This is a genomic window from Sphingobium sp. DEHP117, assembly GCF_030867385.1.
Lineage (GTDB): Bacteria > Pseudomonadota > Alphaproteobacteria > Sphingomonadales > Sphingomonadaceae > Sphingobium.
Genome location: NZ_JAPFBJ010000002.1, coordinates 332597 through 356044 on the forward strand (window position 1 = coordinate 332597; position 23448 = coordinate 356044).

The following is a 23448-nucleotide window of genomic DNA, read 5'->3' on the forward strand; positions in this document are numbered from 1 at the left end:
AGATTTTCCCCGTTAACCCACCCGCTTCAACAGCCAGCCCAGCGAGGTTCCGCCCGGCTCGGCCATTGCGTTGACGACCAGCTGTTTGCTGGCATGGGGGCGGCCCTCGCCATCCACCCACAGACTGTCCTCGATGGCGAGCTTGCCCGCGCCGCAGCGGAACTGCCACAGCGCCGCCATGTCTATGCGCAGCAGCGCGCCCTGTTCGTCTGCCGTCAACGAGGCATCCACATGCGGCGCGAGGTGGAACCGCAGCACATAGGGCACGGCCGAGGGCTTCCTGCGCCGCTGGGCGGGCAGCAGCATGTCTTCGCCGCGCACATCCTTGCCGTCATTGCTCAGCAGCAGCAGGCGGCGGTGCATATAGCCCAAGCGGCGCACATAGCCGTCATGGCTGATTTCGATACGGCTGCCGTTTTCCAGCTCCTGCCGGTGCAGCTCCACCTCGGTGACGCCGCGCCCCAGCGTGCCATCCGGAAGGATGGCGGTGGAATTGCGTTCGTCGAGAATGAGCGTGCTGTGCGCGGCCGTGGTGCGCAGTCCTTGCGCCAGTTCTTCCGGGATCAGCGCGCCTGCGAGATCCGCCCCGCCGCAGCTGACGATCAGCCGGTCCGGCCCGTCGCTCAATTCAAATGCGCCGGTCGAGGCACAGCCGACCCCTGCCATACGGGTCGCTGGTGGCGGCGCCGCATCGACCAGCAACACGGTCGCCCCGGCGGCGAGGCGCTGATAGCCCCAATCGCGCGCCTGCCGCAGCGGCCGGGTGCGCACCCCGCTCGCCTGCACCACGCGGTCGACATGCGCGGCATCGATCGCGCCTGCGCCCTGCCAGCTCGCGAGTCCGCCGTCACCATGGGTAATCCCCAGCAGCGCGGCGACAGTGCGCGCCAGCGTCTCGGTCAACCAGCTCGGCGCTTCCTCGCGCACCGCATCATAGGCGGCGTTCAGCATCGAGAGCAGCTCGACCGTGCGCAGCAGGTCGATCGGCGAGCGACTGACAATGCCGCCGTCACTGTAGAGCGCGCTTTCCAGCGCCCGCTTGAGGCCCGCCTCGGCGAAAGCGCGACGCGGCCCGCCGCCCGGCAGCAGCAACCCCGCCGCGACGATGCCGCCCCAGCCGACAAGACGCGGAAGGCCGACAGCCGCCTTGTCCGCGCTGCGATCGAGATGGCGAGCGGTGCGGGCGAACGATGTCAGCACCAGCGAACGATAGATAAGATCGTTGCTGGAGAGGATATAGGGGGCATAAGACGCCCAGAAGATCAGCCGCCAGCCCGCATTCTCAGGGGCCCAGGCGGGCTCGCTCGGCTTTTCGGCATGGGCGGAGAGCCAGCGCCGCGTGATCGCCTCGGCAATCGCCGCGCCCTGCTCGCGCGTCGCCGTGGTGCCGAGATCGCGCAGCCAGCGGAAGCCGTGAAGATATTCAGCAAGCGGCGCGGCCATCGGAGCGGCGAAATCCACATCGCCCAGCGGCATTTTCGCGCCACGAAACAGGAAATGCCCGGCGCGGATCGCCTTGCCGGCGCGCGCATCACCCGCCACCTTGTCCTGCGGCGCGGCGAGCAATTTCAGCGGATATTTGCCCTTGAGCCGCATGTTGTGCAGCGGCGTGCGCCAGGTGAGGCGGTAGAACTGGTTGGCGATCCGCTCGGCCAGCGAGCTGCCCTTGTCGTTGGACAGGCGGATGAGGCGCTTGCCGGTCTCGATGCCGTCCGCTTCCCGGTTTTCGTTCTGGAAAAAGGGGTTGGACAGGTCGTTCATGCGCCGCGCAGCCCCTTGATATTGGCGGCATAAGCATCCGGCCCGCCGCGGAAGGTTGCCGTGCCCGCCACCAGCACGTCCGCCCCGGCGGCAATGACGCGCGGCGCGGTGTTCTGGTCCACGCCGCCATCCACCTGCAGATGGATGGGCTTGCCAAGCTTTTCTATGCTCTTGCGGATCGCCTCGATCTTGCGCAGCTGGCTCTCGATGAAGCTCTGCCCGCCGAAGCCGGGGTTGACGCTCATCACCAGCACCAGATCGATCTCCTCCAGCACATAATCGAGCATCTTTGCCGGGGTGGAGGGGTTCAGCGAGACGCCGACCTTCTTGCCCAGCGCCTTGATCCGCTGGATGGTGCGGTGGAGGTGCGGTCCCGCCTCCTGATGCACGGTGATGAGGTCGCTGCCTGCCTCGGCAAAGGCATCGAGCATCGGGTCGACCGGCGTGATCATCAGGTGCACATCCATCAGCTTGGCGGTGTGGGGGCGCAGCGCCTTCACCACCATCGGGCCGATCGTGATGTTCGGCACGAAATGGCCGTCCATCACATCAACATGCACCCAGTCCGCCCCGGCGGCGTCGATGGCGCGCACTTCCTCACCCAGACGGGCAAAGTCCGCCGAGAGGATAGAGGGGGAAATGAGAATGGGCCGGTCCATGAAGGGTTCGCCTTACCCGCGCACACGCTGCGGCGCAACAGGGGTTCCCGTTCCGTGCGCCGAAATTTCAGCACGGGGAGACGAGCGTTGCCCAGCAGCCGGCAATACGCAAAAATCTCGATAACCTGATAAGCCGGGCAAGAATTCCATTGATAGTTAAGTCATAATTAGGGAAGACTTGTAAAAACTGAGATCAACAAACAGATGTGGGGACATCAGGGAGAGGGTTCACTCGTGCCGAGGTGAATCTGATCATGCAAGACGACATATTGAAACTGGCTTTCGAGGTATCCCGCATCACAGGTGAAAAGATCGCGGTGATCGACCGCATCATGATGCGCACCCGGATGCTTTCCATGAACGCGCGGCTCGAGTCGACCCGGGCGGGCGAAGCAGGACTGGGCTTTGGCGTAGTCGCGCGCGAAATGGGCGTGGTGGCGGAAGAGGTGAATGCCCTCTCTGCCCAGCTACAAAGCGAAATCGCCGCCAACACCGCCCGCATCGAAAGCGCCGGACGCCATATGATGCAGGAGTTCAAAGGCCAGCGCTTTGCCGACCTTGCCCGCAATGTGGTGGAAATCATCGACCGCAACCTTTACGAGCGCTCCTGCGACGTGCGCTGGTGGGCGACGGACAGCGCGGTCGTCGGCGTGCTGCAACAGGGGACGGACAGCGCGCGCGCCTATGCCTGCGAACGGCTGGCTACCATCCTGCGGTCCTACACCGTCTATCTCGACCTGTGGGTGGCGGATCGCTCCGGCCGCGTGATCGCAACCGGGCGCGGCGAGCGTTTCCCCAAAGCCATCAACCAGAACGTGTCCGACGCCGAATGGTTCACGAGCGGCCTCGCCACCCGAAGCGGCGACGATTTTGCGGTATGCGACATCACGCGCAACAGCGTGCTCGGCAACGCGCAGGTGGCAACCTATTCCACCGCGATCCGCAAGGGCGGTGCGACCGATGGCGAGGTGTTGGGCGTGCTCGGCATCTTCTTTGACTGGGAGCCGCAGGCGCGCGCCATCGTGCAGGGCGTAGCCCTCACCGAGGCGGAACGGGCGGATACGCGGGTCATGCTGCTCAATTCCAAGCATCAGGTCATCGCCGCGTCAGACAAGCCCTGCTCGCTGAGCGAGATTTACCCAATCAAGACCGACGCCAGACAGGGCTATTATCAGGAAAAGCAGCGTATGGTCTGCTACGCCCTGACGCCGGGGTACGAAACCTATCAAGGACTAGGCTGGTACGGCTGTATCGAAAGCAAGATGAGTGCAGCAGCGGGCAGCGAGGGCGAGTTTCAGGTCAAGCACTGAGAAAGCCTGTGCGCACAGGTTCGCCGACTATCCTGCGCGCGGACGGCGGCGGTGCCAGCCTGTTATCGGAGAGGCATCAGGCGCATCGGACGGAAGATCGCGCTGAGACGAAACCGGGTGGTGCTGCTGGAGAGGATTGAACTCTCGGCCTCTCCCTTACCAAGGGAGTGCTCTACCACTGAGCTACAGCAGCGTCCGCCACATCGGCAGGAGGCGCACGGGGCGCCAGCCGGAGCCGGGCCTATGGCCTCGCCTTGCACAAAAAGTCAAGCAAGGCTTGAGCTGCCCCGCGCTTTTTGGTTAACGCCCCTATATGGCGGAAACGGAAACAGATCGTAAAAAAAGGCTGGCGGAGCAGCTGCGCGCCAATCTTCGCCGCAGGAAGGCGCAAGAGCGGGCGACCGAGCAGCAGGCAGGCGCCGCCGATGACGGGGAGCGGGGCCGCTGACACCAGGCGCGAGATTATAAAGCGCGACAGCGCGGGCTATCTCTGCTAAAAGGGCGTCATTGCCGCGAAACTGGCCCGCAAGCATTCGCCGTAACTGAGAGACCAACGCGCTCCCGCTTGCCGTTCGGGAGTGTGGAGTGATTCTTTCTCTCATAACGCGGCAGTTATGTCGCGCCTATTTGACCTCGCGCAGGATCACCCTCGTTTGAGCCGCGCCGTCCATATCGACGCCGCGATGCAGGCGGTAATCGAATGCTGCGAAAAGCACGCCATCGGCATCTCGGTGATCGAGCCGCTGCAATCGGGCGGCACCCGCGTGGTGCTCAACAACAGCGATGGCGCTGCCAATCTGCGCATCCGCATGAAGAAAGATCTGATTCTGGGGCCGGTCACGCGATCCGGCCTGTATATAAGGCGCGCGCCGCAACCCTATCGGTAACCGCCATTCCTTTCGGATGCGCTGACCGGGTCGGGCGGCGCCTCGGTCATATTCGTTTCCCGGCCCGGCTTACGCCGCGCTCCGATGGCGCGCGGATAAACTCAAGGAACTACCTATGCCTACCGGCACAGTCAAATTTTTCAATACTGACAAGGGCTATGGCTTCATCGCGCCCGAAGATGGCGGAAACGACGCGTTCGTTCACATCTCCGCCGTGGAGCGCGCCGGCCTGCGCTCGCTCGACAAGGATCAGCGCATCTCCTACGAGCTGGAGCTGGACAAGCGCGGCAAGCAGTCCGCCGTCAATATCCAGACAGCCTGATCTCAAGGACGGGCGCTGTCCCTCGTGATAGCGCCCGCTCCCCCCGCGTGCCGGAAAGGACCGGGTATGAAATATGCCGCATTTTGCAGAACACAGGCCGATCAGGCGCGCAGCGATGCGCACGAAACCGCGCTCGGCAATGTGCGCGAACGATGCATCCGCTCCGCCACCGCTTGGGAACAGATGGCCGAGCGCGCAGAGCGCATCGAAAAAACCAAGAGCGACAGACTCGCGTTGGATGAGCCGCCGACCGACTGACGCCGCGCGGCTTGTTTAGCCGTCGCTGGCGCGCTCGATATCCGCGCCGACTGCCTGCAGCTTTTCTTCCAGCCGTTCATAGCCGCGATCGAGGTGATAGACGCGGTTGACCTGGGTTTCGCCCTCCGCCGCAAGACCTGCGAGGATGAGGCTCATCGAAGCGCGCAGGTCCGTCGCCATCACCGGTGCGCCGGTCAGCTTCTCGACGCCACGCACCACCGCCGTGCGGCCATTGACAGAAATATCCGCGCCCATGCGCGCCAGCTCGGGCACGTGCATATAGCGGTTCTCGAAGATCGTCTCTGTCAGCACGCTCGCGCCATCCGCCAGGGTCAGCATCGCCATGAACTGCGCCTGCATATCCGTCGGGAAGGCGGGGAACGGTGCGGTCGATAGCGTGAGCGGCAGCAGCCGCCCCTCCGCCGCCACACGAATGGAGTTGCGCTCAACCTCCACATGCACGCCGCAGTCGCGCAGCGCGGTCAGCACCGCCTGCATGTCGTCGGCATGGGCACCCACCAGCTCGACATCGCCGCCGGTGATCGCCGCAGCGCAGGCATAGCTGCCCGCCTCGATCCGGTCTGGCATCACGGCATAGGTCGCGCCATGCAGGCGGGGCTTGCCATGGATCACCAGCCGGTCTGTGCCCACGCCCTCGATCTCCGCACCCATGGCGATGAGCATACGGCACAGATCGGTGATTTCCGGCTCGCGCGCTGCGTTCTCCAGAATGCAGGTTCCGCTCGCCGTACTGGCCGCCATCAGCGCGTTTTCCGTCGCGCCGACCGAGACGACCGGAAAGACATATTTGCCGCCGGGCAGGCCGCCATCGGGCGCGGACGCCTTCACATAGCCCGCGGCCAGCTCGATATGCGCGCCGAAAGCCTCCAATGCCTTCAGGTGCAGGTCGATCGGTCGATTGCCGATGGCGCAGCCGCCGGGCAGCGACACTGTCGCCTCGCCGGCGCGGGCGAGCAGGGGGCCGAGCACGAGGATCGACGCGCGCATCTTGCGGACGATGTCATAGGGCGCCTCGGTAGAGGTGATGCGCCCGGCGCGCATCGTCATGACCCGGCCGAAATCCTCCGGCCGCGCGCCCTCGATCATCGTCGATGCGCCGAGCTGGTTGAGCAGATGGCCGAAGCTGTCCACATCCGCCAGGCGGGGAAGGTTGCGCAGCGTCACCGGCTCGTCCGTCAGCAACGCGCACGGCAGCAGGGCGAGGGCGGAATTTTTCGCGCCGGAGATGGGAAGGCGGCCGGAAAGACGGTTTCCGCCGCGAATGATGATGCGATCCATCTGCCGCGTAATAACGGTTAATTGGTCGCGCGCAAGGGAACAGCCGCACGGGTTCGGTCGCACGGTTCATCGCATTTCCGCACGCACGATATTGGCCGTTAACCAGTTTTGTTTATGAACGGCCGTGAGCGAAGAGAGTTCCAGGGATTTGGGCGATGATCGAATTTGCGGCACTGACATATGGGATGTTGTTGAGTTTTGTTTTTTCGAGCCTGCGCGCGAATCAGAAGCGCCAGCAGAAAACACCGGCGATCATGGTGCTGGTTGGTTATTTCCTTGTCGGCGTGACCGCCGCAATCTCTGCCGCGCTGTTCGGGCTGGCGGTACACCACTTCTTCATTGCGGGATAAGCCGCCCGGGCGCGCTGCGCGTCAGGGCTGAAGCTCCACATCCCAGTAGAGCCAGTCGTGCCAGCTTTCGTGCAGATGGTTGGGGGGGAAGGCGCGGCCATGCTCCTGCAGCTGCCACGTGGTCGGCCGGATCGGCTGCACATGCAGGTGCATATGCGCCTCGCGCGGCGTGCGCCCGCCTTTCTTGAGATTGCAGGGTGAGCAGGCGGTAGCGACATTCTCCCATGTCGTGCGTCCGCCCGCGCGCCGCGGCACGACATGGTCGAACGTCAGGTCCTTCAGACTGCCGCAATATTGGCACTGAAACTTGTCGCGCAGGAACAGGTTGAAGCGCGTAAACGCGGGATATTGGCTGGGCCGCACATATTGCTTCAGCGCGATCACCGAAGGAATTTTCATCTGCAGGCTGGGTGAGTGCACCTCCCGCTCATAGCTGGAAACGATGTCCACCCGGTCCAGAAACACCGCCTTGATCGCGGTCTGCCATGGCCACAGGCTCAGTGGATAATAGCTTAAAGGGGTGTAGTCGGCGTTCAGCACGAGCGCCGGGCATCGTTCCACATGCCAGTGGTCTTCGGGCTTAATCAGGTCGGGATGATACATAAATGCTCACAACCCCCTTGTTGCGCCCCGCTGATCGCCGATAAGCGTGACAGCGCCATGACAGCATTAACCACTATCAGCCGTCAAGAGTCAGTGTGACGAACAACGCCGACATACAGCATATAGTGCGGCCAATGGTGACGCGCTTCGCCCCCAGCCCGACGGGCCGGCTGCACATCGGCCACGGCTGGTCTGCGCTGATGGGACAAGATCTGGCGCGCGAGCTTGGCGGGGTGATGCGCCTGCGGATCGAGGACATAGACGGCGTGCGTTCCCGCCCGGAGCATGTGGCGGGGATCATGGAGGATCTACGCTGGCTGGGGGTGGAGTGGGATGGCGATGTCGTGTTCCAGTCTGCCCGGCTCGCGCTCTATGATGCCGCATTGGGCACGCTGAAGGCGCAGGGCCTGGTCTATCCCTGCTTCTGCACACGGGCGGAGATTGCGGCGGAAATCGCGGCCAGCGGCTCGGCTCCCCATGGCAGCGACGGCCCGCTTTACCCCGGCACCTGCAGATCGCTGAGCGATACGGAACGCGCGAGGCGCATCGCCGCCGGATATTCGCACTGCTGGCGGCTCGACATGGCGCAGGCCGTGGCGCCCGTCGGGCCGCTGACCTGGGTCGACATGGACCACGGCCCCATCCCCGCCCATCCCGAGCGTGCAGGCGACGTCGTGCTCGCCCGCAAGGACGCGCCAACCAGCTATCACCTCGCCGCGACGCTCGACGATGCCGAGATGGGCGTCACTCATGTGCTGCGCGGGCAGGACCTTGTTGCCGCGACAGACATCCACCGGCTGTTGCAGGCGCTGCTCGGTCTTCCCACCCCCGTCTATCGCCATCACCCGCTGCTGGGCGATGCGCAGGGCAAGCGGCTCGCCAAGCGGACGGGCGGTATTTCCCTCGCGGAACTGCGCGCAGCGGGCACGGATCCGGGGAAGCTGCGCGCCGACTTGCGCGCCGGTCGCTTTCCGGTTGGCATCCGCATCCTTACCCCCTAGAGTCGGCGCATGAACGTCTTCCTCATCATCCTGCTGATCGCCGCCATGGGCGCGACCCTGTTCATGCTCATCAAGGGCATCGTCACCTTTCTGAAGACAACCGAGGCGGATCTCAAAGCCGGGCCGGACGGCCCCAGCGCATCGGGCCTGAAACAGAACAGGGCGATGATGGGCCGCATCATGTTTCAGGCGATCGCGATCATCATCATCGCCTTGCTGCTGATGTCACGCGGCCATTAGCATCGGCGCCTCCCCCGGATGGTCAAGCTCAACAAGATTTACACGCGCACCGGCGACGATGGCACAACCGGGCTGGTCGATGGCTCACGCGTGGCCAAGCATGACGCGATCATGCAGGCTGTGGGCGATGTCGACGAGGCGAACAGCGCGATCGGCATGGCGGTCGCCGCACTGGGAGACTGCGACGAGGCCGCGCTGTTGCGGCGCATCCAGAACGACCTGTTCGATCTGGGCGCTGATCTCGCCACCCCGGTGACGGAGGGCGCGGACCCGGAATGGGCGTTGCGCATCACGCCGGGGCAGGTCGAGCGCCTTGAAGCGGAAATCGACCGGCTGAACGAGGCGCTGCCCGCGCTGGACAGCTTCATCCTGCCCGGCGGCTCGGCCGCAGCGGCGGCGGTGCATCTTGCCCGCGCGATCACGCGCAGGGCGGAGCGAAGCGTAGTGGCCGCCTCGCAGGCGCGCACCCTCAACCCGCCCGCGCGCACCTATCTCAACCGGCTGTCGGACCTGCTGTTCGTACTTGCGAGGCATGTCAACGCCACGCCGGCGCTCGGCGGGCAGGGTGACATAAAATGGGTGCCCGGCGCCTCGCGCTGAGATCATTCTATTATTTTTTGCATTGCGGAATAAACTTCGCCGACGCATAGGGCTGTCCAACCGACTTTACGCTTACGGGAAGGGAAAGACATGGGCACAATCGGAGTGATCGGCGCGGGGCTGATGGGCTCAGGCATCGCGCAGGTGAGCGCACTGGCCGGCTATCATGTGTTCCTGTCAGACCTCGACCTCGCGCGTGCGCAGGCGGGCAAGGATGGTATCGCTAAAGTTCTCGGCAAGCAGGTCGAGAAAGGCAAGATGGCGCAGGGTGATCTCGACGCGACGCTTGCCCGCATAGAACCGGTGGCCGATTATGCGCCGATGAGCGCGGCGGAAATCATCATCGAGGCCGCCACCGAGCGCGAGGAAATCAAGGCCAAGATCTTCGAGGCGGTGGGCAAGGTGCTTGCCTCCAACGCTATTCTCGCCTCCAACACCTCGTCCATTTCCATCACCCGGCTGGCGAGCTATGCCGCAGATCCGGCTCGCTTCATCGGCATCCACTTTTTCTCGCCCGTGCCGCTGATGCCGCTGGTCGAACTTATCAACGGCCTCGCCACCGCGCCCGAGACCACCCGTATCGCGCAAGGCTATGGCGACAAGCTCGGCAAGCAGATGATCGTCGCGGCGGACTACCCCGGCTTCGTCGTCAACCGCATCCTGCTCCCGCTGCTCAACGAGGCGTTTTTTGCAGTCGGCGAACGTCTGGCCTCCATCCCTGACATTGACAAGGGCATCAGGCTCGGCCTCGGGCACCCGATGGGGCCGCTGACGCTGGCGGACATGATCGGGCTGGACACGATCCTGGAAGTGCTGCGCGTGTTCCAGAAGGATTTCGGTGATCCGAAATATCGCCCGGCACCGATCCTCACCAAAATGATCGAGGCAGGCTGGTTTGGCCGCAAGAGCGGCAAGGGCTTTTACGATTATTCCGGGCCGGAGCCGGTGCCGAGCTTCTGAGGCACAGGGCCGAATCCTGAAAATCACTTGTCGACAAGCAAAAATGCGTCATGATGCGCCCCGTCTTCGAGACGAAGGGACGCATCATGAGCGAACTCGACCAGGGCACTCCTCCCCCACCGCCCCAGCCTGCGGCTCCGCCGCCCGCGACGCCTGTCGGTAGCTTCGATTTCAACCGGCCGACGATCATCGGCCTGCTCTATGCCGGATCGCTGATCACAGGCGTCAGCGGGTTGATCGGCCTTGTGCTGGCCTATGTCTGGAAGGCCGAGCCGCATGAGCCATGGGAAGCGACGCACTATACCTATCTCATCCGCACCTTCTGGATAGGGCTGGCAGCCTCCGTGCTGGGCGTGCTCACCATGCTGATCCTCATCGGCTTCCCGATCCTGCTGCTCGCCTGCGTCTGGGTGATCGTGCGCACCGTCGTGTCGCTGGTGAAGGCGCAGCAGCGCGCGCCCATGCCGGACCCGCTAACCCTGCTCTTCTGAAAGGTGAGGGTCAGCGGATAGCGCTTTGCGATGGTGCAGGGGGTTCGACCAGACCCGAAATTGATACATGTCGGCGCAGCGTCCTTTCCTCAGGCGCTATGAGGTCCGCACAGCCAAACGCAACTGATATACGTTGCTGTCTGGAACCCCATGCGATTACCAAGGCTATTTGCGTCCTCCTCCCACGATATGGCGATTGATCTGGGGACGGTGAATACCGTGGTCCATGTTCGCGAGCGCGGCATCGTCCTCAACGAACCGTCAGTGATCGCAATCGAAACGCAGGATGGCGTGCGCCGCGTCAAGGCCGTGGGCAATGAAGCCAAGCTGATGATGGGCAAGACCCCCGCCAACATTCAGGCGATGCGCCCGCTTCGTGATGGCGTGATCGCCGATATCGATGTGGCCGAACAGATGATCAAGCATTTCATCGACAAGGCACTGGGGCGCAGCAGCAGGTTCGGCCGGCGGTGCCGGATCGTGATTTGCGTCCCCTCCGGATCGACGATGGTGGAGCGCCGGGCGCTGCGCGATGCGGCCTCGGCAGCTGGCGCATACAGCGTGCAGCTGATCGAGGAACCGATGGCGGCGGCGATCGGCGCGGGCCTGCCGGTGACCGAGCCTCGCGGCGCCATGGTGGTCGACATCGGCGGAGGGACGACCGAGGTGGCGGTCTTGTCGCTGCGCGGGATCGCCTACAGCAACTCGGTGCGCGTGGGGGGAGACAAGCTGGATGACGCCATCGTTTCGCACATCCGTCGCACGCATAATCTGATGATCGGCGAAATGACCGCCGAACGCATCAAGCACAGCATAGGGTCGGCGATGGTGCCGGAGGGCAACGGCCGTGAACTGATCGTAAAAGGGCGCAATCTGGTCAACGGACGGCCCGCGGAAATAGACATTACGGAGCACGAGATTGCCGAGGCATTGACCGAGCCTGTGGGCCAGATCAGAGGCGCCGTGATGAACGCGCTTGAGCAGACCGCGCCCGAACTCTCCGCCGATATCATCGACGAGGGCATTACCCTGACCGGGGGCGGCGCGCTCTTGCATCATATGGACGAAGCGCTTGCCGTGACGACCGGGCTGCACGTGAACGTGGCGGATAACGCGCTTATCTGCGTTGCGCTGGGCGCGGGCAAAGCGCTTGAGGATCCCGCCTATGACGGTGTTCTGACACCCGCCTAACCTTCAGCCGCCCCGCGCTATCCGAACAGAGGCAGCAGGTCGGTCGCCTCCACACCTTGCCGATCGAAATTGGAGACCGTCACGCCGACGAGGCGGATGCCCTTCTCGGTCGGCAGCACCGTGCTGATCAATGCGAGGCTCGCGTCGCGCAAAGCCTCCCGCGTGCTGACCAGCATCGGCTGCGTCCGGCTGCGCGTAATGATCTGAAAATCCGCATATTTGACCTTTACCGTCACGGTTCGCCCGAAAGCCTGCGCTTTCTCGCACCAGCTCCAGACATCGTCGGCCTGGGAAAGCACACCTGCCTCGATTTCTCCATCATCGAACAGGTCCCTGTCGAACGTCGTCTCCGACCCGGATGACTTGCGCTCGCGGTCCGGATTGACCGGGCGATGGTCTATGCCGCGCGCGATGCCATGATACCACTCGGCCGAGCTGCCGAAATGCTGCTGGAGGAAGGCCAGCGACTTGGCGCGCAGGTCCGCGCCCGTTTCGATGCCGAGGCGCGCCATCTTGCGGGCAGTGACCGGGCCGACCCCATGGAAGCGCGCAACGGGCAGGCTCTCCACCCAGCTCGCCCCCATATCGGGCGTCACCGCGAACTGGCCGTTGGGCTTGCGCTGGTCCGAAGCGAGCTTTGCCAGAAACTTGTTGTATGAAATGCCTGCCGATGCGGTGAGCCCGGTCTCGTCCAAAATCCGCGCGCGTATTTCCTTCGCCGTCTTCCATGCCGTCTCGATCCCTCGGCGGTTGGCGGTAACGTCGAGATAGGCTTCATCGAGCGAGAGCGGCTGGATCAGGTCGGTATAGTCGGCGAAGATCGCGTGAATCTGTTGCGAGACGGCCTTGTAAACGTCGAAACGCGGCCGCACGAAGATCAGCTCGCGGCAGCGGCGCAATGCCGTGACCGAGGGCAGTGCCGAGCGCACCCCAAATGCGCGCGCTTCATAGCTCGCCGCCGCGACCACTCCACGGGCGGCGGCAGATCCGACGGCAACAGGCTTGCCCCGCAGCGCCGGATCATCGCGTTGCTCGACCGACGCATAGAAAGCATCCATATCGACATGAATGATCTTGCGATGCGTCGAATCCGCCATCCGGCAAGGATAGGAAAAAATGAACAAAATGGGAACAGGCGGCAGGCACGATGCGCAGATTTATCGTGGCCGGATGACACGGGCCTTCGGCCATCCCTGCTGTCACCGCCAGCGTAAACGCCATCTCCTTTAGGCCCGCCACAAAACGCGGCTTCCGTTTTCGCGATTTCCGAGTCGTGAAATGTTCCATTTCACTCGAAATCCCGTTAAGGGGCGCGGCCATGAGCAACAAATACGCCCCCGAACCCGCCCTGCTCGCCAAGGCCGAAACGCTTGTCGAGGCGCTGCCCTATATCCAGCGTTACACCGGCGAAACCTTCGTGGTGAAATATGGCGGCCATGCGATGGGCGACCCCGAGGCCGCGCGCGACTTTGCCGAGGACGTGGTGCTGATGAAGGCGGTCGGCATCAATGTCGTCGTCGTGCATGGCGGCGGGCCACAGATCGGCGCGATGCTGAAGAGGCTGGGCGTCGAATCGCAGTTCGTCGGCGGCCTGCGGGTTACGGACGCGGAGACCGCACAGATCGCCGAAATGGTGCTGGCAGGCAGCATCAACAAGGAGATCGTCGGCTGGATATCCCAGGCGGGAGGCCGCGCCGTCGGCATTTCGGGCAAGGATGGCGGCCTCGTTTTGTGCGAGAAGGTCGCCGGCAGGCGGGAGGCAGACCCCAATAGCGGCATCGAACGGCACGTGGACCTCGGCTTTGTGGGTGAGCCGGTGCAGGTCGACCGGCGGATACTGGACAGCCTGACCAAGGACGGCATCATCCCCGTCGTCGCGCCGGTGGGCATCGGCGCGGATGGCCACACCTACAACGTCAATGCCGACACGATGGCGGGCGCGATCGCGGCCGAACTGAAGGCCAAACGCTTTTTCCTGCTAACCGACGTTCCCGGCGTTCTCGACAAGCAGGGCGAGCTGATGACCGACCTTGACCCCGCGAAGATCCGGGCGCTGCAGGGCGATGGCACCATCACCGGTGGCATGATCCCGAAGCTCGACACCTGCGTGATGGCGGTGGAGGGCGGAGTCGACGCCGCCGTCATCCTCGACGGGCGCGTGCCGCATGCGATGCTGCTGGAAATCTTCACCCGGCGCGGCGCGGGCACGCTGGTGCGCAGTTAATTTGATCCGAAACAGGCAGCTGCGCTGCGCTTCGGATGGTCCGCACCAGCCCTCTCTCCCTCCCAACCTCCCATGGGATACCCTGTCGGGAGGTTGGGAGGGGGAGCGGGCTGGCACCGAACCGAATATCGACGCTTGTGCGCGCGGGATGCGGTAGGCTAAAGCAGCGCAGGCCACCCACTAAGGAGACTTCATGGTCATCGCCCTGTTCCAGATCATCATGATCCTCTTGAATGTGCTGTGGTGGATCATCATCGTTCAGGCGATCATGAGCTGGCTGATCGCATTCAACGTGATCAACACGCATAACGAGGTGGTGCGCTCGATCTGGATCGCGCTCGACCGGCTGACCGAGCCGCTCTATCGCCCGATCCGCAAGGTGATGCCGGATCTCGGCGCGCTCGATCTTTCGCCGATGGTGGTGCTGCTGATCATCATCATCCTTCAGACGATCTTGCCGGGGCTGTTCTCCTCAATGCTGTGATGCCGTGAACCGGTCGTCCTTTCTGCGCGTTGATGGCGAAGACCTGTTGCTTGCCATCCGCCTCAGCCCCAAAAGCGGGAAGGAACAGATCGGCGGCACATGGCAGGACGAGAAGGGCGCGCTGTGGCTTCAGGCCAGCGTGCGCGCGGTACCGGAAAAGGGCAAAGCCAACGCCGCCTTGATCCAGAGCATTGCAGGGCGGCTCGGCATTGCCGCAAGGGACATCGTGCTCGAGTCGGGCGACACGAGCCGGTTGAAGCGTTTGCGGCTCACAGGATACGGCAGTGACGCCGGACGAATAGGGAAAGAACTGGACAGACCATGACCATAGGCAAGCTGATAGACGGCAAGGCGTTTGCAGCGGGGCTGCGTGAGCAGGTTGCGGAAGGGGTGGCCGCGTTCGCCGCACGCACCGGCCGCGCGCCCGGCCTTGCGGTGGTGCTGGTGGGCGAAGACCCGGCGAGCGCGGTCTATGTGCGCAACAAAGGCAAGATGACGGTAGCCGCCGGTATGGAGAGCTTCGAGTTCCGCCGTCCCGCGAGCATCGGCGCCGACGAGCTGCTGGAGCTGATCGAGGAGCTGAACGGCGATCCGCGCGTGGACGGCATCCTCGTCCAGCTGCCGCTGCCCAAACATCTCGACGAGCAGGCGGTGATCGCCGCGATCGATCCGGCCAAGGACGTTGATGGCTTTCATGTCATAAACAGCGGCCGCCTCGCCGTCGGCCTGCCCGCACTGGTGCCGTGCACGCCGCTCGGCTGCCTCATGCTGCTGAAGGATGAGCTGGGTGACCTTGCCGGGCTGGAAGCCGTTGTGGTGGGCCGCTCCAATATCGTCGGCAAGCCTATGGCGCAGTTGCTGCTGGCCGAGAGCTGCACCGTCACCATCGCCCATAGCCGGACGAAAGACCTCGCCAGCGTCGTCCACCGTGCGGACATTGTCGTGGCCGCCGTCGGCCGTCCGGAGATGATCAAGGGCGAGTGGATCAAGCCGGGCGCGGTCGTCATCGACGTCGGCATCAACCGGGTGCCGGACCCTGAGGAAGAAGGCAAGAGCAAGATCGTCGGCGATGTCGCCACCGCCGAGGCGATCAGCCACGTCAGCGCGATCACACCGGTGCCCGGCGGCGTCGGGCCGATGACGATCGCGGTGCTGCTGCGCAACACTTTGGTCGCCGCCTGTGCCCGCGCTGGCGTGGAGGCGCCGGAGGGGCTATAACGGGTTCAAGGATTAGCGCATTTTAGGGCGCAAGATCTGCAAACCCCGTTACTGAAAATACCCGTGTCATGCTGTCGCTGTTCATTTCCGCCTTCATCACCCTGTTCGTGGTGATAGACCCGCCGGGCTGCGCGCCGATCTACGCCAGCCTGACGCGCGGCGTGAGCGCGCAGCATCGCCGGGCAATGGCCCTGCGCGCGGTGCTGATTGCCGCCGTGATCCTGCTGATCTTCGCATTATGGGGCCGCAACCTGCTCCATGTGCTGGGCATCGAGCTGCACAGCTTTCGTATCGCAGGCGGCATCATGCTGTTCATGATCGCGCTGGAAATGGTGTTCGAGCGGCGCACCCAGCGGCGGGAGGACCGCGCACAAAAGATCATCGATACGCCGGAGGTGGAGGATGTCTCGGTCTTTCCGATGGCGATGCCGATGATCGCCGGGCCGGGAACGATCACCACCGTGATGCTGCTGATGGGGCAGGCTGATGGCATTCAGCAACGCGCCATGGTGTTGGGCGCAATCGCGGCCAACCTGATGCTGATGATCATCGCCCTGCTGTCCGCGAGCGCGATCATGGCGGTGCTGGGGCAAAAGATCGAGGCGGTGATCACCCGGCTGCTCGGAGTATTGCTCGCGGCACTGGCCGTACAGTTCGTGATCGACGGCCTGAAAGGAAATTTCGGCTAGGGGAGAGCGCTTATGCGCCCTCCCCAGTCCGCATCAACTTGCCGAAGCGTCGCCCTGTGTTACCGGCACGATCTTGATCTCCACCCGGCGGTTCTGCGCCTTGCCGACCGGGTCGCCGTTGCTGGCGATTGGCTGGCTCTCGCCAAAGCCCTTTGCGGCCATGCGCACGGACTGGACCCCATGGCTCGCCAGATAGGATTGCACCGATGAAGCGCGCCGCTCTGACAGGCCCTGATTATAGGCATCAGACCCGTCGCTGTCGGTATGGCCGTAAATGTCGATATAGGTCTTGGGATATTCGGCGAGGACCGAGGCCACCTGGTTGAGCGTCGGCTGGAACTGGCTCTGCACCGCGTCGCTGTCTGTCGCGAAGGTGATGCCCGATGGCATGCGCAGCAACAGATCGTCGCCATTGCGCGCGACTTCGACACCGGTCCCGGCGGTGCGTTCGCGCAGCTTCTTCTCCTGCGCATCCATATAGGCGCCGATCCCCGCGCCCGCGACAGCGCCGATGCCCGCGCCGAGAATCTTCTCCGTCCGGTCGCGCTTGCCGCCGACGAGATCGCCGAGCAGATAGCCGCCTAGCGCACCGCCGACGCCGCCGATCGCCGCCTTGGAAATAGTTTTCCGCCCGGTATCCGGGTCTGTCACGCACGCCGTGGTGGCGAGAGACAAGATCAGCACGCTTGCCGCAGCCGCATTGATTTTTCGCATATCATTCTCCTTTCAACTGCCCTTCGGCATTTGCTTCCCCGGTTGGAAAACCCGGACTGCGGGCCGAGTGTTCCCGCAATGATGCTGAACAGGGGCTGATCTGCCTGTTGTGCTGTGATCAGATTCCTTGCATGGAAGGGCAGACCATGCACCAGACGGTACCCCTCACCCCCTTTCCCTGGGCGGATGTGTTCATCATTCTCGCGCTCGTGGCGCTCAACGGCCTGTTCGCCATGTCGGAGCTGGCGATCGTCTCGGCGCGGCGACCACGGCTTCAGGCGGCGGAGAAGGCGGGCAAGGGCGGCGCCACCGTCGCGCTGCGGCTGGCGGAAGACCCCGGCAAGTTTCTATCGACCGTGCAGATCGGCATCACGCTGATCGGCATCGGCGCGGGCGCCTATTCGGGCGCGAGCCTGGGCGGCCCGGTGGCGGAGCGGTTTCAGCGAGCCGGGCTGGGTGCCGAGACGGCGGAGACGATGGGCTTTGCGCTCGTCATCGGCCTCACCACCTTCGCCTCGCTGATCGTGGGTGAGCTGGTGCCCAAGCAGTTCGCCCTGCGCGCGCCCGAGCCGATTGCCATCATCATGGCGCGGCCGATGCTGTGGCTGGCCAAGGCGACCGCGCCGTTGGTCTGGCTGATGGACCGATGCTCCGCCCTCATCTTCCGCGCGCTCGGGCTCAACCGCGAATCAGAGGCGCATGTCACGGCGGAGGAGCTGCACCTGATCGTCGCCGAGGCCAGCAAGTCCGGCGTGATCGAGGAGAGCGAGCGGGCGATCATCTCTGGCGTGGTGCGCCTGGCCGACCGGCCCGTGCGCGAGGTGATGACACCGCGCACCGATGTCGACTGGGTCGATGTATCGAGCGACGCGCGCGCGCTGCGGGCCAAGCTGCTCGCCACACCCCATACGCGCCTGCCGGTCGGGCGGGGCAGCGTCGAGGAGATCATCGGCGTGGTTCAGGCGCGTGACATCATGTCGGCCCTGTTGAAGCGCGAGAAGATAGACGTCTCTGCGCTGATGCGTACCGTCGCCGTCGTGCCCGATCAGGTCGATGCGATGGACGCGCTGGAGGTGCTGCGGCGCTCGGAAGTGCCCATGGTGATGGTGCATGACGAATACGGCCATTTCGAGGGCATCGTCACCCCGTCCGACCTGCTCTCCGCCATCGCGGGCACCTTCGCGTCCGACGCGGACCTCTATGACGAGCCGGATCTGGTGGAGCGCGAGGACGGCAGCCTGCTCGTGTCAGGCCAGATGGCGATGGACCAGCTGGCCGAGCGCATCGGCCTCAGCCTGGAGGAAGAGCGCGATTATGCCACGGTGGCCGGGCATGTGCTGTGGCGCCTGAAGCACCTGCCTGAGGTGGGCGAGCATTTCGAGGATCAGGGCTGGACCTTCGAGGTCGTCGATATGGACGGGCGCAAGATCGACAAGCTGCTGGTCACGCCCAAACCCGGCTGACCGCTCAGGCGCGGCGTACCCAGGCGGTGGGCAGTGCGCGCACGAGCAGCAGCGCCCCCGCAATGCCGGCATAGATCCACGGCTCCGGCTGGAACCCCTTCACCCGCAATATGAAATGGATCGCCGCGAATATCGCGGAGAGATAGACCAGCCGGTGCAGCGCCTGCCAGCGCCGCCCGCCCAGTCTCCGGATCGACGCCCGCGTCGATGTCAGCGCCAATGGAAGCAGCAGCGTGAACGCCGCCATGCCGAGCAGGATGAAGGGGTGCTTGGCGACGCTCTCCCACAGCAGGGTGAAGGACCCCAGCTGATCCAGCAGGAAATAGACGCTGAGGTGCAAAAGCGCGCAGGCGAACGCCCACAGGCCCAGCGGCCGCCGCAGCGGCGCCAGCCAGCTCCACCGCGTCCATGTCCGCAACGGGGTGATCGCCAGCGAGAGAATGAGAAATCGGATCGCCCATAGCCCCAGATAGTTGATCGTATAGTCGATCGGCTCCGCGCTCAGGCCCACAGCGCGCGGGTCTCCCCCCGTGATCATCATCGCCCAGCGAACCGCCAGCACCAGAACGGGCAGGGCCATGACGATATGCGCCAGCCCCTGCCGATGCGCGCGCAGCCAGCCCATCAGAAATAGCGCTTGAGGTTCATGCCGCGATAAAGCTGGCTCACCTCCGCGCCATAGCCATTGTAGGGCAGGGTCGCGCGCGGCAGCCAGTCTCCAATGCGCCGCTCGCGCGCCTGGCTCCAGCGCGGATGATCGACCGTGGGGTTCACGTTGGAATAAAAGCCATATTCCTGCGGGGCGGAGATGTTCCAGCTCGTCGGCGGCTGGCGATCGACCAGCCGGATGCGCACGATCGACTTGATCGACTTGAACCCGTATTTCCACGGCACCACGAGGCGGATCGGTGCACCGTTCTGGTTAGGCAGCACCCGCCCATATAGCCCCACAGCCAACAGCGTGAGCGGGTGCATCGCCTCATCGAGCCGCAATCCCTCGACATAGGGCCATTGCAGCACAGAGCTGCGCTGGCCCGGCATCTGGCCGGGGTCCTTCAGCGTCTCGAACGCGACGAACCTCGCCTTGCCGAGCGGCTCGACCATCTTGAGCAGCGCGTTCAGCGGAAAGCCGACCCAGGGAATGACCATCGACCATCCCTCGACACAGCGCATGCGGTAGACCCGCTCCTCCAACGGCGCGAGGCGGATCAGCCGGTCGATGTCGATCGTCTGCGGCTTGGAAACCAGCCCATCCACCCGCACCGTCCACGGCCGGGTGCGCAGCTTGCCGGCCCGGCGCGCGGGGTCTTCCTTGTCGGTGCCGAACTCGTAGAAATTATTATAGTGGGTGACGCTGTCATAGCTGGTCTGGTCTTCGTCCAGCCTGCGGGTAAGGCGCGATGACAGACGCGGCAGGCCGCCGCCCTCGCCATCCGCCGCCTGCGCGAGATGCGGCATCAGCCCCGCGCCGATCATCCCTGCCAGCACGGCCCGCCGGTCCTGATAGAGCGACTCCGGCGTGGCGTCACGCTCGTGCAGATAAGACTCGGGGAGATTTCTGATCAGCATCGGTTCATCCTTCCGATCGGCAAGGCGGCTTGGCGCCGCGCCAGCTTATCGAACAGAAGAGATGAACGCCAGTTGTACGCGTTATGTGGCGCTTTGCTCGCGCTCCACTTCTCTCCATCCAATGTCACGGCGGCAAAAGCCCGACGGAAAGGAAAGCGCATCCACGGCCGCATAGGCCCGGCCCTGCGCCTGCGCGATGCTGCCCCCGAGCGCGGTGACATTGAGCACCCGCCCGCCATTCGCCACCAGCGCGCCGTCCAGCAGCGCCGTGCCCGCATGAAAGACCTTGACGCCGGTCGCCGTGCCTTCGGCCGCATCGATGCCGGAGATCGCGCCGCCCTTGTCCGGCGTGCCGGGATAGCCGTTCGCCGCCATCACCACCGTGAGCGCGCAGTCCTCCGCCATCTTCACCGCGCCGCGCTCGCCCAGCCTGCCCTGCGCCACATCCATCAGCAGCGTCGCCAGATCCTCCTCCAGCCGCATCATCAGCACCTGGCATTCCGGATCGCCGAAGCGCGCATTATATTCGACCAGCTTCGGCCCCGCGTCGGTCAGCATCAGCCCCGCATAGAGCACCCCGCTATAGGGCATGCCCTCGGCGCGCATCGTATCGACCGTCGGGCGGATGATCCGCTCCATCGCTTCGCGCTCCAGCTCCGGCGTCAGCACGCGCGCGGGCGAATAGGCGCCCATGCCGCCGGTATTGGGGCCGGTGTCGCCATCACCCACGCGCTTGTGATCCTGCGCGCTGCCGAAAGCGAGGATATCTGTGCCGTCGGTCAACGCGAAGAAGCTCGCCTCCTCGCCCGTCATGAATTCTTCCAGCACCACCTCGGCCCCGGCCGCGCCGAAGCTGCCCGAGAACATGTCGGCGAGCGCTTCGTCCGCTTGGTTATGCGTCTCCGCGATGATGACGCCCTTGCCCGCAGCCAGGCCGTCGGCCTTGATGACGACCGGCAAACCGAATTTCGGCAGCGCCGCGCGCGCCTCGTCCAGCGATGTCGTGCGCACATAAGCGGCGGTGGGGATATCCGCCCGCGCGCACAGATCCTTGGTGAAGCCCTTTGACCCCTCCAACTGCGCGGCCGCCTTGTTCGGGCCGAACACCGCGACGCCCGCCGCGCGCAGGCTATCCGCCAGCCCGTCGACCAGCGGGGCTTCCGGGCCGATTACCACCAGTTTGACCGCCTGCACCGCACAGAACGCCGCCACGGCATCATGGTCCGTCGCATCGAGCTTTACCAGCGTGGCGCACTCGGCAATGCCGGGGTTGCCCGGAGCGGCGAACAGTTTTTCGCATGTGGGCGATTGCGCCAGCTTCCACGCGAGGGCATGCTCGCGCCCGCCCGAACCCAGCAACAGGATATTCATTCGATTATGCCCCCGGAAGAAGAAATGGAGTCCGCCTTCGATGCGTCGGGCCGCCTGTTAGCGCAAGAGCGCTCGGGCGACAACGCGCCCGCGCTCTCCGTCTCCGAATTGTCGGCGTTGCTGAAGCGCACGGTGGAGGACCGCTTCGGCCATGTGCGCCTGCGCGGCGAAATTTCGGGCTACAAGCGCGCGGCCTCGGGCCATGTCTATCTGTGCCTTAAGGATGACAACGCCCTGATAGACGGGGTGATGTGGAAGGGCGCCGCCGCCCGCCTCGCCTTCGCGCCGCAGGATGGCATCGAGGTGATCGCCACCGGCAAGCTCACCACCTATCCCGGGCGCAGCAAATATCAGATCGTGATAGAGCGGATGGAGCTGGCCGGCGAAGGCGCGCTGATGCAGCTGTTCGAGCAGCTGAAGCGCCAGCTCGCCGCCGAGGGGCTGTTCGCGCCCGAGCGCAAGAAGCGCCTGCCCTATCTGCCGCGCGTGATCGGCGTCGTCACCTCGCCCACCGGCGCAGTGATCCGCGACATACTGCACCGGCTGGAGGATCGCTGCCCCACGCAGGTTCTCGTCTGGCCCGTGCTGGTGCAGGGCGAGGGCGCGGCGGCGCAGGTGGCGGCGGCAGTGCGCGGTTTCAGCGCGATGGCGCCGGGCGGGGCTGTCCCCCGGCCCGATCTCGTCATCGTCGCGCGCGGCGGCGGGTCGATCGAGGATCTGTGGGCGTTTAACGAGGAGGCAGTGGTGCGCGCGGTCGCGGACTGCACCATCCCGGTCATCTCCGCCGTGGGGCACGAAACCGACACGACCCTGTGCGACTATGCGGCGGACGTGCGCGCCCCCACCCCCACCGCCGCCGCCGAGATGGCGGTGCCGGTGCGCGCAGAGCTGATGGCGGGTCTCAACGAACTTGGCCTGCGCAGCAACCGCGCGGTGCGGCGCGGGGTGGAGCTGCGGCGCGAGCGCCTCGCCCTGACAGCGCGGTTGCTGCCAGCCCCGGAAACGCTGCTCGCCACCCAGCGCCAGCGCGCCGACGATCTGGGCGAGCGGCTGACGCGCGGGCTGCGCCAGCGGGTGACGCTCGCCTGGCGTCATCTCTCCGAGGCGGGCGGTGCGCTGCGCCCGGCGGTGCTCCACCAGCGCGTCGCGCGGGAGCGGGCGCGGTTGGATGCCGTGCGCTTGCGGCCCGATCTCGTCACGCGCGGCATTGCGCAACGGCGCGAGCGGCTGGACGCCAGCTGGCGGCTTGCGCTCTCGCTCGATCCGCGTCGGCCGCTGTCCAAAGGCTTCGCACTGGTAAGCGCGGGGGAACAGGTCCTCACGTCGGCATCCGCCGCGCGGGCCGCCGGGGCGATGCGCCTCACCTTCCATGACGGCGCGCTCGACGTGATTGCGCAGGAAGGGGTTGAGTCAGCCGCCCTCACCCGGCTATCACAGCCGCAGAAACCCGCCCGCAAAAACCCACGCACTGAGAGTGCCGCCACGACACAGCAGGATCTGTTCGGCGCGGCTCGGAAGGACGATTTTTGATGCTGATGCACGGCAAGGACCAGCCCGCAAAGCTGCACTATCTCTCCTACAGCTTCAGGGTGCTGAGCCCCGGCGATTATGTGGTCTGCGCGGTCACCGGCGCGCGCATCCAGCTAGACGATCTGCGCTATTGGTCGATCGTGCGGCAGGAGGCCTATGTCGACGCCGAGGCGTCTACGCAAGCAGAGGTGCGCTGGCGCAAGGAACAGGGGCTGCCCGCCTGAGGCGGCATCGGCCCGTGCGCGCGCTCGCCC

At 64.8% G+C, this 23448-nt stretch carries 29 protein-coding genes and 1 tRNA gene; 20 read left to right on the forward strand and 10 right to left on the reverse strand.

The window, feature by feature from the left end:
• Nucleotides 1-12: 12 nt before the first annotated feature.
• Together OOT33_RS08605 and rpe are read right to left on the reverse strand one after the other, a co-directional pair.
• Nucleotides 13-1761 carry a heparinase II/III family protein gene (locus OOT33_RS08605; RefSeq protein ID WP_307749609.1) on the reverse strand — a complete coding sequence of 583 codons (1749 nt, stop codon included), beginning with the start codon at nucleotides 1759-1761 and terminating at the stop codon, nucleotides 13-15.
• A complete protein-coding gene (gene rpe / locus OOT33_RS08610; protein WP_307749610.1) occupies nucleotides 1758-2420 on the reverse strand; it encodes a ribulose-phosphate 3-epimerase in 663 nt (220 codons plus the stop codon). Before rpe ends, OOT33_RS08605 begins: the two co-directional genes overlap by 4 nt.
• A 254-nt stretch (nucleotides 2421-2674) precedes the next feature.
• Between rpe and OOT33_RS08615 the strand changes: the two genes are divergently transcribed.
• Entirely contained in the window at nucleotides 2675-3730 is a 1056-nt protein-coding gene (locus tag OOT33_RS08615) for a methyl-accepting chemotaxis protein (protein ID WP_307749611.1), read from the forward strand.
• Nucleotides 3731-3848: 118 nt separating this feature from the next.
• On the opposite strand, the gene OOT33_RS08620 is transcribed toward OOT33_RS08615, so the two are convergent.
• Nucleotides 3849-3923 (reverse strand) — tRNA-Thr (locus OOT33_RS08620).
• Nucleotides 3924-4043: 120 nt separating this feature from the next.
• Here OOT33_RS08620 and OOT33_RS08625 point away from each other — a divergent pair.
• The 4 genes from OOT33_RS08625 to OOT33_RS08640 all read left to right on the forward strand — a co-directional run bounded on the left by OOT33_RS08625 (nucleotide 4044) and on the right by OOT33_RS08640 (nucleotide 5197).
• Nucleotides 4044-4178 (forward strand): hypothetical protein, encoded by a 135-nt coding sequence (locus tag OOT33_RS08625; protein WP_307749612.1) that lies wholly within the window; start codon nucleotides 4044-4046, stop codon nucleotides 4176-4178.
• A gap of 166 nt (nucleotides 4179-4344) precedes the next feature.
• Entirely contained in the window at nucleotides 4345-4617 is a 273-nt protein-coding gene (locus OOT33_RS08630; protein ID WP_307749614.1) for a hypothetical protein, read from the forward strand.
• 115 nt (nucleotides 4618-4732) lie between these two features.
• Entirely contained in the window at nucleotides 4733-4939 is a 207-nt protein-coding gene (locus OOT33_RS08635; RefSeq protein ID WP_307749615.1) for a cold shock domain-containing protein, read from the forward strand.
• Nucleotides 4940-5005: 66 nt separating this feature from the next.
• Nucleotides 5006-5197, forward strand: coding sequence for a hypothetical protein (locus tag OOT33_RS08640; protein WP_307749616.1), 192 nt, complete (start codon nucleotides 5006-5008; stop codon nucleotides 5195-5197).
• A 15-nt stretch (nucleotides 5198-5212) separates the two neighbouring features.
• Here OOT33_RS08640 and murA read toward each other — a convergent pair whose 3' ends face one another.
• The gene (gene murA, locus OOT33_RS08645; RefSeq protein WP_307749617.1) at nucleotides 5213-6496 is read right to left on the reverse strand and encodes a UDP-N-acetylglucosamine 1-carboxyvinyltransferase; all 1284 of its coding nucleotides are present in this window, start codon (nucleotides 6494-6496) and stop codon (nucleotides 5213-5215) included.
• A 155-nt stretch (nucleotides 6497-6651) separates the two neighbouring features.
• On the opposite strand from murA, the gene OOT33_RS08650 reads away from it, so the two are divergent.
• Nucleotides 6652-6846 (forward strand): hypothetical protein, encoded by a 195-nt coding sequence (locus tag OOT33_RS08650; protein ID WP_307749618.1) that lies wholly within the window; start codon nucleotides 6652-6654, stop codon nucleotides 6844-6846.
• A gap of 21 nt (nucleotides 6847-6867) precedes the next feature.
• Here the strand turns inward: OOT33_RS08650 and OOT33_RS08655 are convergent, their stop codons facing one another.
• A complete protein-coding gene (locus OOT33_RS08655; RefSeq protein ID WP_307749619.1) occupies nucleotides 6868-7449 on the reverse strand; it encodes an HNH endonuclease in 582 nt (193 codons plus the stop codon).
• Nucleotides 7450-7583: 134 nt separating this feature from the next.
• Between OOT33_RS08655 and gluQRS the strand changes: the two genes are divergently transcribed.
• The 6 genes from gluQRS (at nucleotide 7584) to OOT33_RS08685 (ending at nucleotide 11932) form a co-directional block, all read left to right on the forward strand.
• The gene (gene gluQRS, locus OOT33_RS08660) at nucleotides 7584-8450 is read left to right on the forward strand and encodes a tRNA glutamyl-Q(34) synthetase GluQRS (RefSeq protein ID WP_307750340.1); all 867 of its coding nucleotides are present in this window, start codon (nucleotides 7584-7586) and stop codon (nucleotides 8448-8450) included.
• Between the two features lie 9 nt (nucleotides 8451-8459).
• On the forward strand, nucleotides 8460-8690 hold the full coding sequence (locus OOT33_RS08665) for a twin transmembrane helix small protein (RefSeq protein ID WP_307749620.1): 231 nt from the start codon (nucleotides 8460-8462) through the stop codon (nucleotides 8688-8690).
• A gap of 18 nt (nucleotides 8691-8708) precedes the next feature.
• Nucleotides 8709-9290: a cob(I)yrinic acid a,c-diamide adenosyltransferase gene (locus OOT33_RS08670; protein WP_307749621.1), complete on the forward strand. Its 582-nt coding sequence runs from the start codon at nucleotides 8709-8711 to the stop codon at nucleotides 9288-9290.
• A gap of 90 nt (nucleotides 9291-9380) precedes the next feature.
• Nucleotides 9381-10250 carry a 3-hydroxyacyl-CoA dehydrogenase NAD-binding domain-containing protein gene (locus OOT33_RS08675; protein ID WP_307749622.1) on the forward strand — a complete coding sequence of 290 codons (870 nt, stop codon included), beginning with the start codon at nucleotides 9381-9383 and terminating at the stop codon, nucleotides 10248-10250.
• Nucleotides 10251-10336: 86 nt separating this feature from the next.
• On the forward strand, nucleotides 10337-10741 hold the full coding sequence (locus OOT33_RS08680) for a hypothetical protein (RefSeq protein WP_307749623.1): 405 nt from the start codon (nucleotides 10337-10339) through the stop codon (nucleotides 10739-10741).
• 150 nt (nucleotides 10742-10891) lie between these two features.
• Nucleotides 10892-11932, forward strand: a complete 1041-nt coding sequence (locus tag OOT33_RS08685) for a rod shape-determining protein MreB (protein WP_307749625.1) — start codon at nucleotides 10892-10894, stop codon at nucleotides 11930-11932.
• 17 nt (nucleotides 11933-11949) lie between these two features.
• On the opposite strand, the gene dinB is transcribed toward OOT33_RS08685, so the two are convergent.
• On the reverse strand, nucleotides 11950-13029 hold the full coding sequence (dinB, locus tag OOT33_RS08690; RefSeq protein ID WP_307749626.1) for a DNA polymerase IV: 1080 nt from the start codon (nucleotides 13027-13029) through the stop codon (nucleotides 11950-11952).
• 221 nt (nucleotides 13030-13250) lie between these two features.
• Between dinB and argB the strand changes: the two genes are divergently transcribed.
• The 5 genes from argB (at nucleotide 13251) to OOT33_RS08715 (ending at nucleotide 16547) form a co-directional block, all read left to right on the forward strand.
• Nucleotides 13251-14156 (forward strand): acetylglutamate kinase, encoded by a 906-nt coding sequence (gene argB / locus OOT33_RS08695; protein WP_307749627.1) that lies wholly within the window; start codon nucleotides 13251-13253, stop codon nucleotides 14154-14156.
• Nucleotides 14157-14349: 193 nt separating this feature from the next.
• Nucleotides 14350-14640, forward strand: coding sequence for a YggT family protein (locus OOT33_RS08700; protein ID WP_307749629.1), 291 nt, complete (start codon nucleotides 14350-14352; stop codon nucleotides 14638-14640).
• 4 nt (nucleotides 14641-14644) lie between these two features.
• Nucleotides 14645-14965: a DUF167 family protein gene (locus OOT33_RS08705; RefSeq protein ID WP_307749630.1), complete on the forward strand. Its 321-nt coding sequence runs from the start codon at nucleotides 14645-14647 to the stop codon at nucleotides 14963-14965.
• Complete coding sequence (gene folD, locus OOT33_RS08710; RefSeq protein WP_307749631.1) at nucleotides 14962-15858, forward strand: bifunctional methylenetetrahydrofolate dehydrogenase/methenyltetrahydrofolate cyclohydrolase FolD; 897 nt, start codon at nucleotides 14962-14964, stop codon at nucleotides 15856-15858. The genes OOT33_RS08705 and folD overlap by 4 nt, the downstream gene beginning before the upstream one ends.
• Nucleotides 15859-15926: 68 nt before the next feature.
• Nucleotides 15927-16547, forward strand: a complete 621-nt coding sequence (locus tag OOT33_RS08715; RefSeq protein WP_307749632.1) for a MarC family protein — start codon at nucleotides 15927-15929, stop codon at nucleotides 16545-16547.
• A 33-nt stretch (nucleotides 16548-16580) separates the two neighbouring features.
• On the opposite strand, the gene OOT33_RS08720 is transcribed toward OOT33_RS08715, so the two are convergent.
• Complete coding sequence (locus OOT33_RS08720) at nucleotides 16581-17261, reverse strand: OmpA family protein (RefSeq protein ID WP_307749633.1); 681 nt, start codon at nucleotides 17259-17261, stop codon at nucleotides 16581-16583.
• Between the two features lie 146 nt (nucleotides 17262-17407).
• On the opposite strand from OOT33_RS08720, the gene OOT33_RS08725 reads away from it, so the two are divergent.
• On the forward strand, nucleotides 17408-18724 hold the full coding sequence (locus OOT33_RS08725; protein ID WP_307749634.1) for a CNNM domain-containing protein: 1317 nt from the start codon (nucleotides 17408-17410) through the stop codon (nucleotides 18722-18724).
• Nucleotides 18725-18728: 4 nt separating this feature from the next.
• On the opposite strand, the gene OOT33_RS08730 is transcribed toward OOT33_RS08725, so the two are convergent.
• From OOT33_RS08730 to purD, 3 genes are all read right to left on the reverse strand, one after another.
• On the reverse strand, nucleotides 18729-19349 hold the full coding sequence (locus OOT33_RS08730) for a ferric reductase-like transmembrane domain-containing protein (protein WP_307749635.1): 621 nt from the start codon (nucleotides 19347-19349) through the stop codon (nucleotides 18729-18731).
• On the reverse strand, nucleotides 19349-20293 hold the full coding sequence (gene msrP, locus OOT33_RS08735) for a protein-methionine-sulfoxide reductase catalytic subunit MsrP (RefSeq protein ID WP_307749636.1): 945 nt from the start codon (nucleotides 20291-20293) through the stop codon (nucleotides 19349-19351). Before msrP ends, OOT33_RS08730 begins: the two co-directional genes overlap by 1 nt.
• Nucleotides 20294-20374: 81 nt before the next feature.
• Nucleotides 20375-21664, reverse strand: coding sequence for a phosphoribosylamine--glycine ligase (gene purD, locus OOT33_RS08740; RefSeq protein ID WP_307749637.1), 1290 nt, complete (start codon nucleotides 21662-21664; stop codon nucleotides 20375-20377).
• A 6-nt stretch (nucleotides 21665-21670) separates the two neighbouring features.
• On the opposite strand from purD, the gene xseA reads away from it, so the two are divergent.
• Together xseA and OOT33_RS08750 are read left to right on the forward strand one after the other, a co-directional pair.
• Nucleotides 21671-23194 (forward strand): exodeoxyribonuclease VII large subunit, encoded by a 1524-nt coding sequence (gene xseA / locus OOT33_RS08745; protein WP_307749639.1) that lies wholly within the window; start codon nucleotides 21671-21673, stop codon nucleotides 23192-23194.
• A complete protein-coding gene (locus OOT33_RS08750; protein ID WP_307749640.1) occupies nucleotides 23194-23418 on the forward strand; it encodes a DUF2093 domain-containing protein in 225 nt (74 codons plus the stop codon). The genes xseA and OOT33_RS08750 overlap by 1 nt, the downstream gene beginning before the upstream one ends.
• Nucleotides 23419-23448 lie beyond the last annotated feature (30 nt).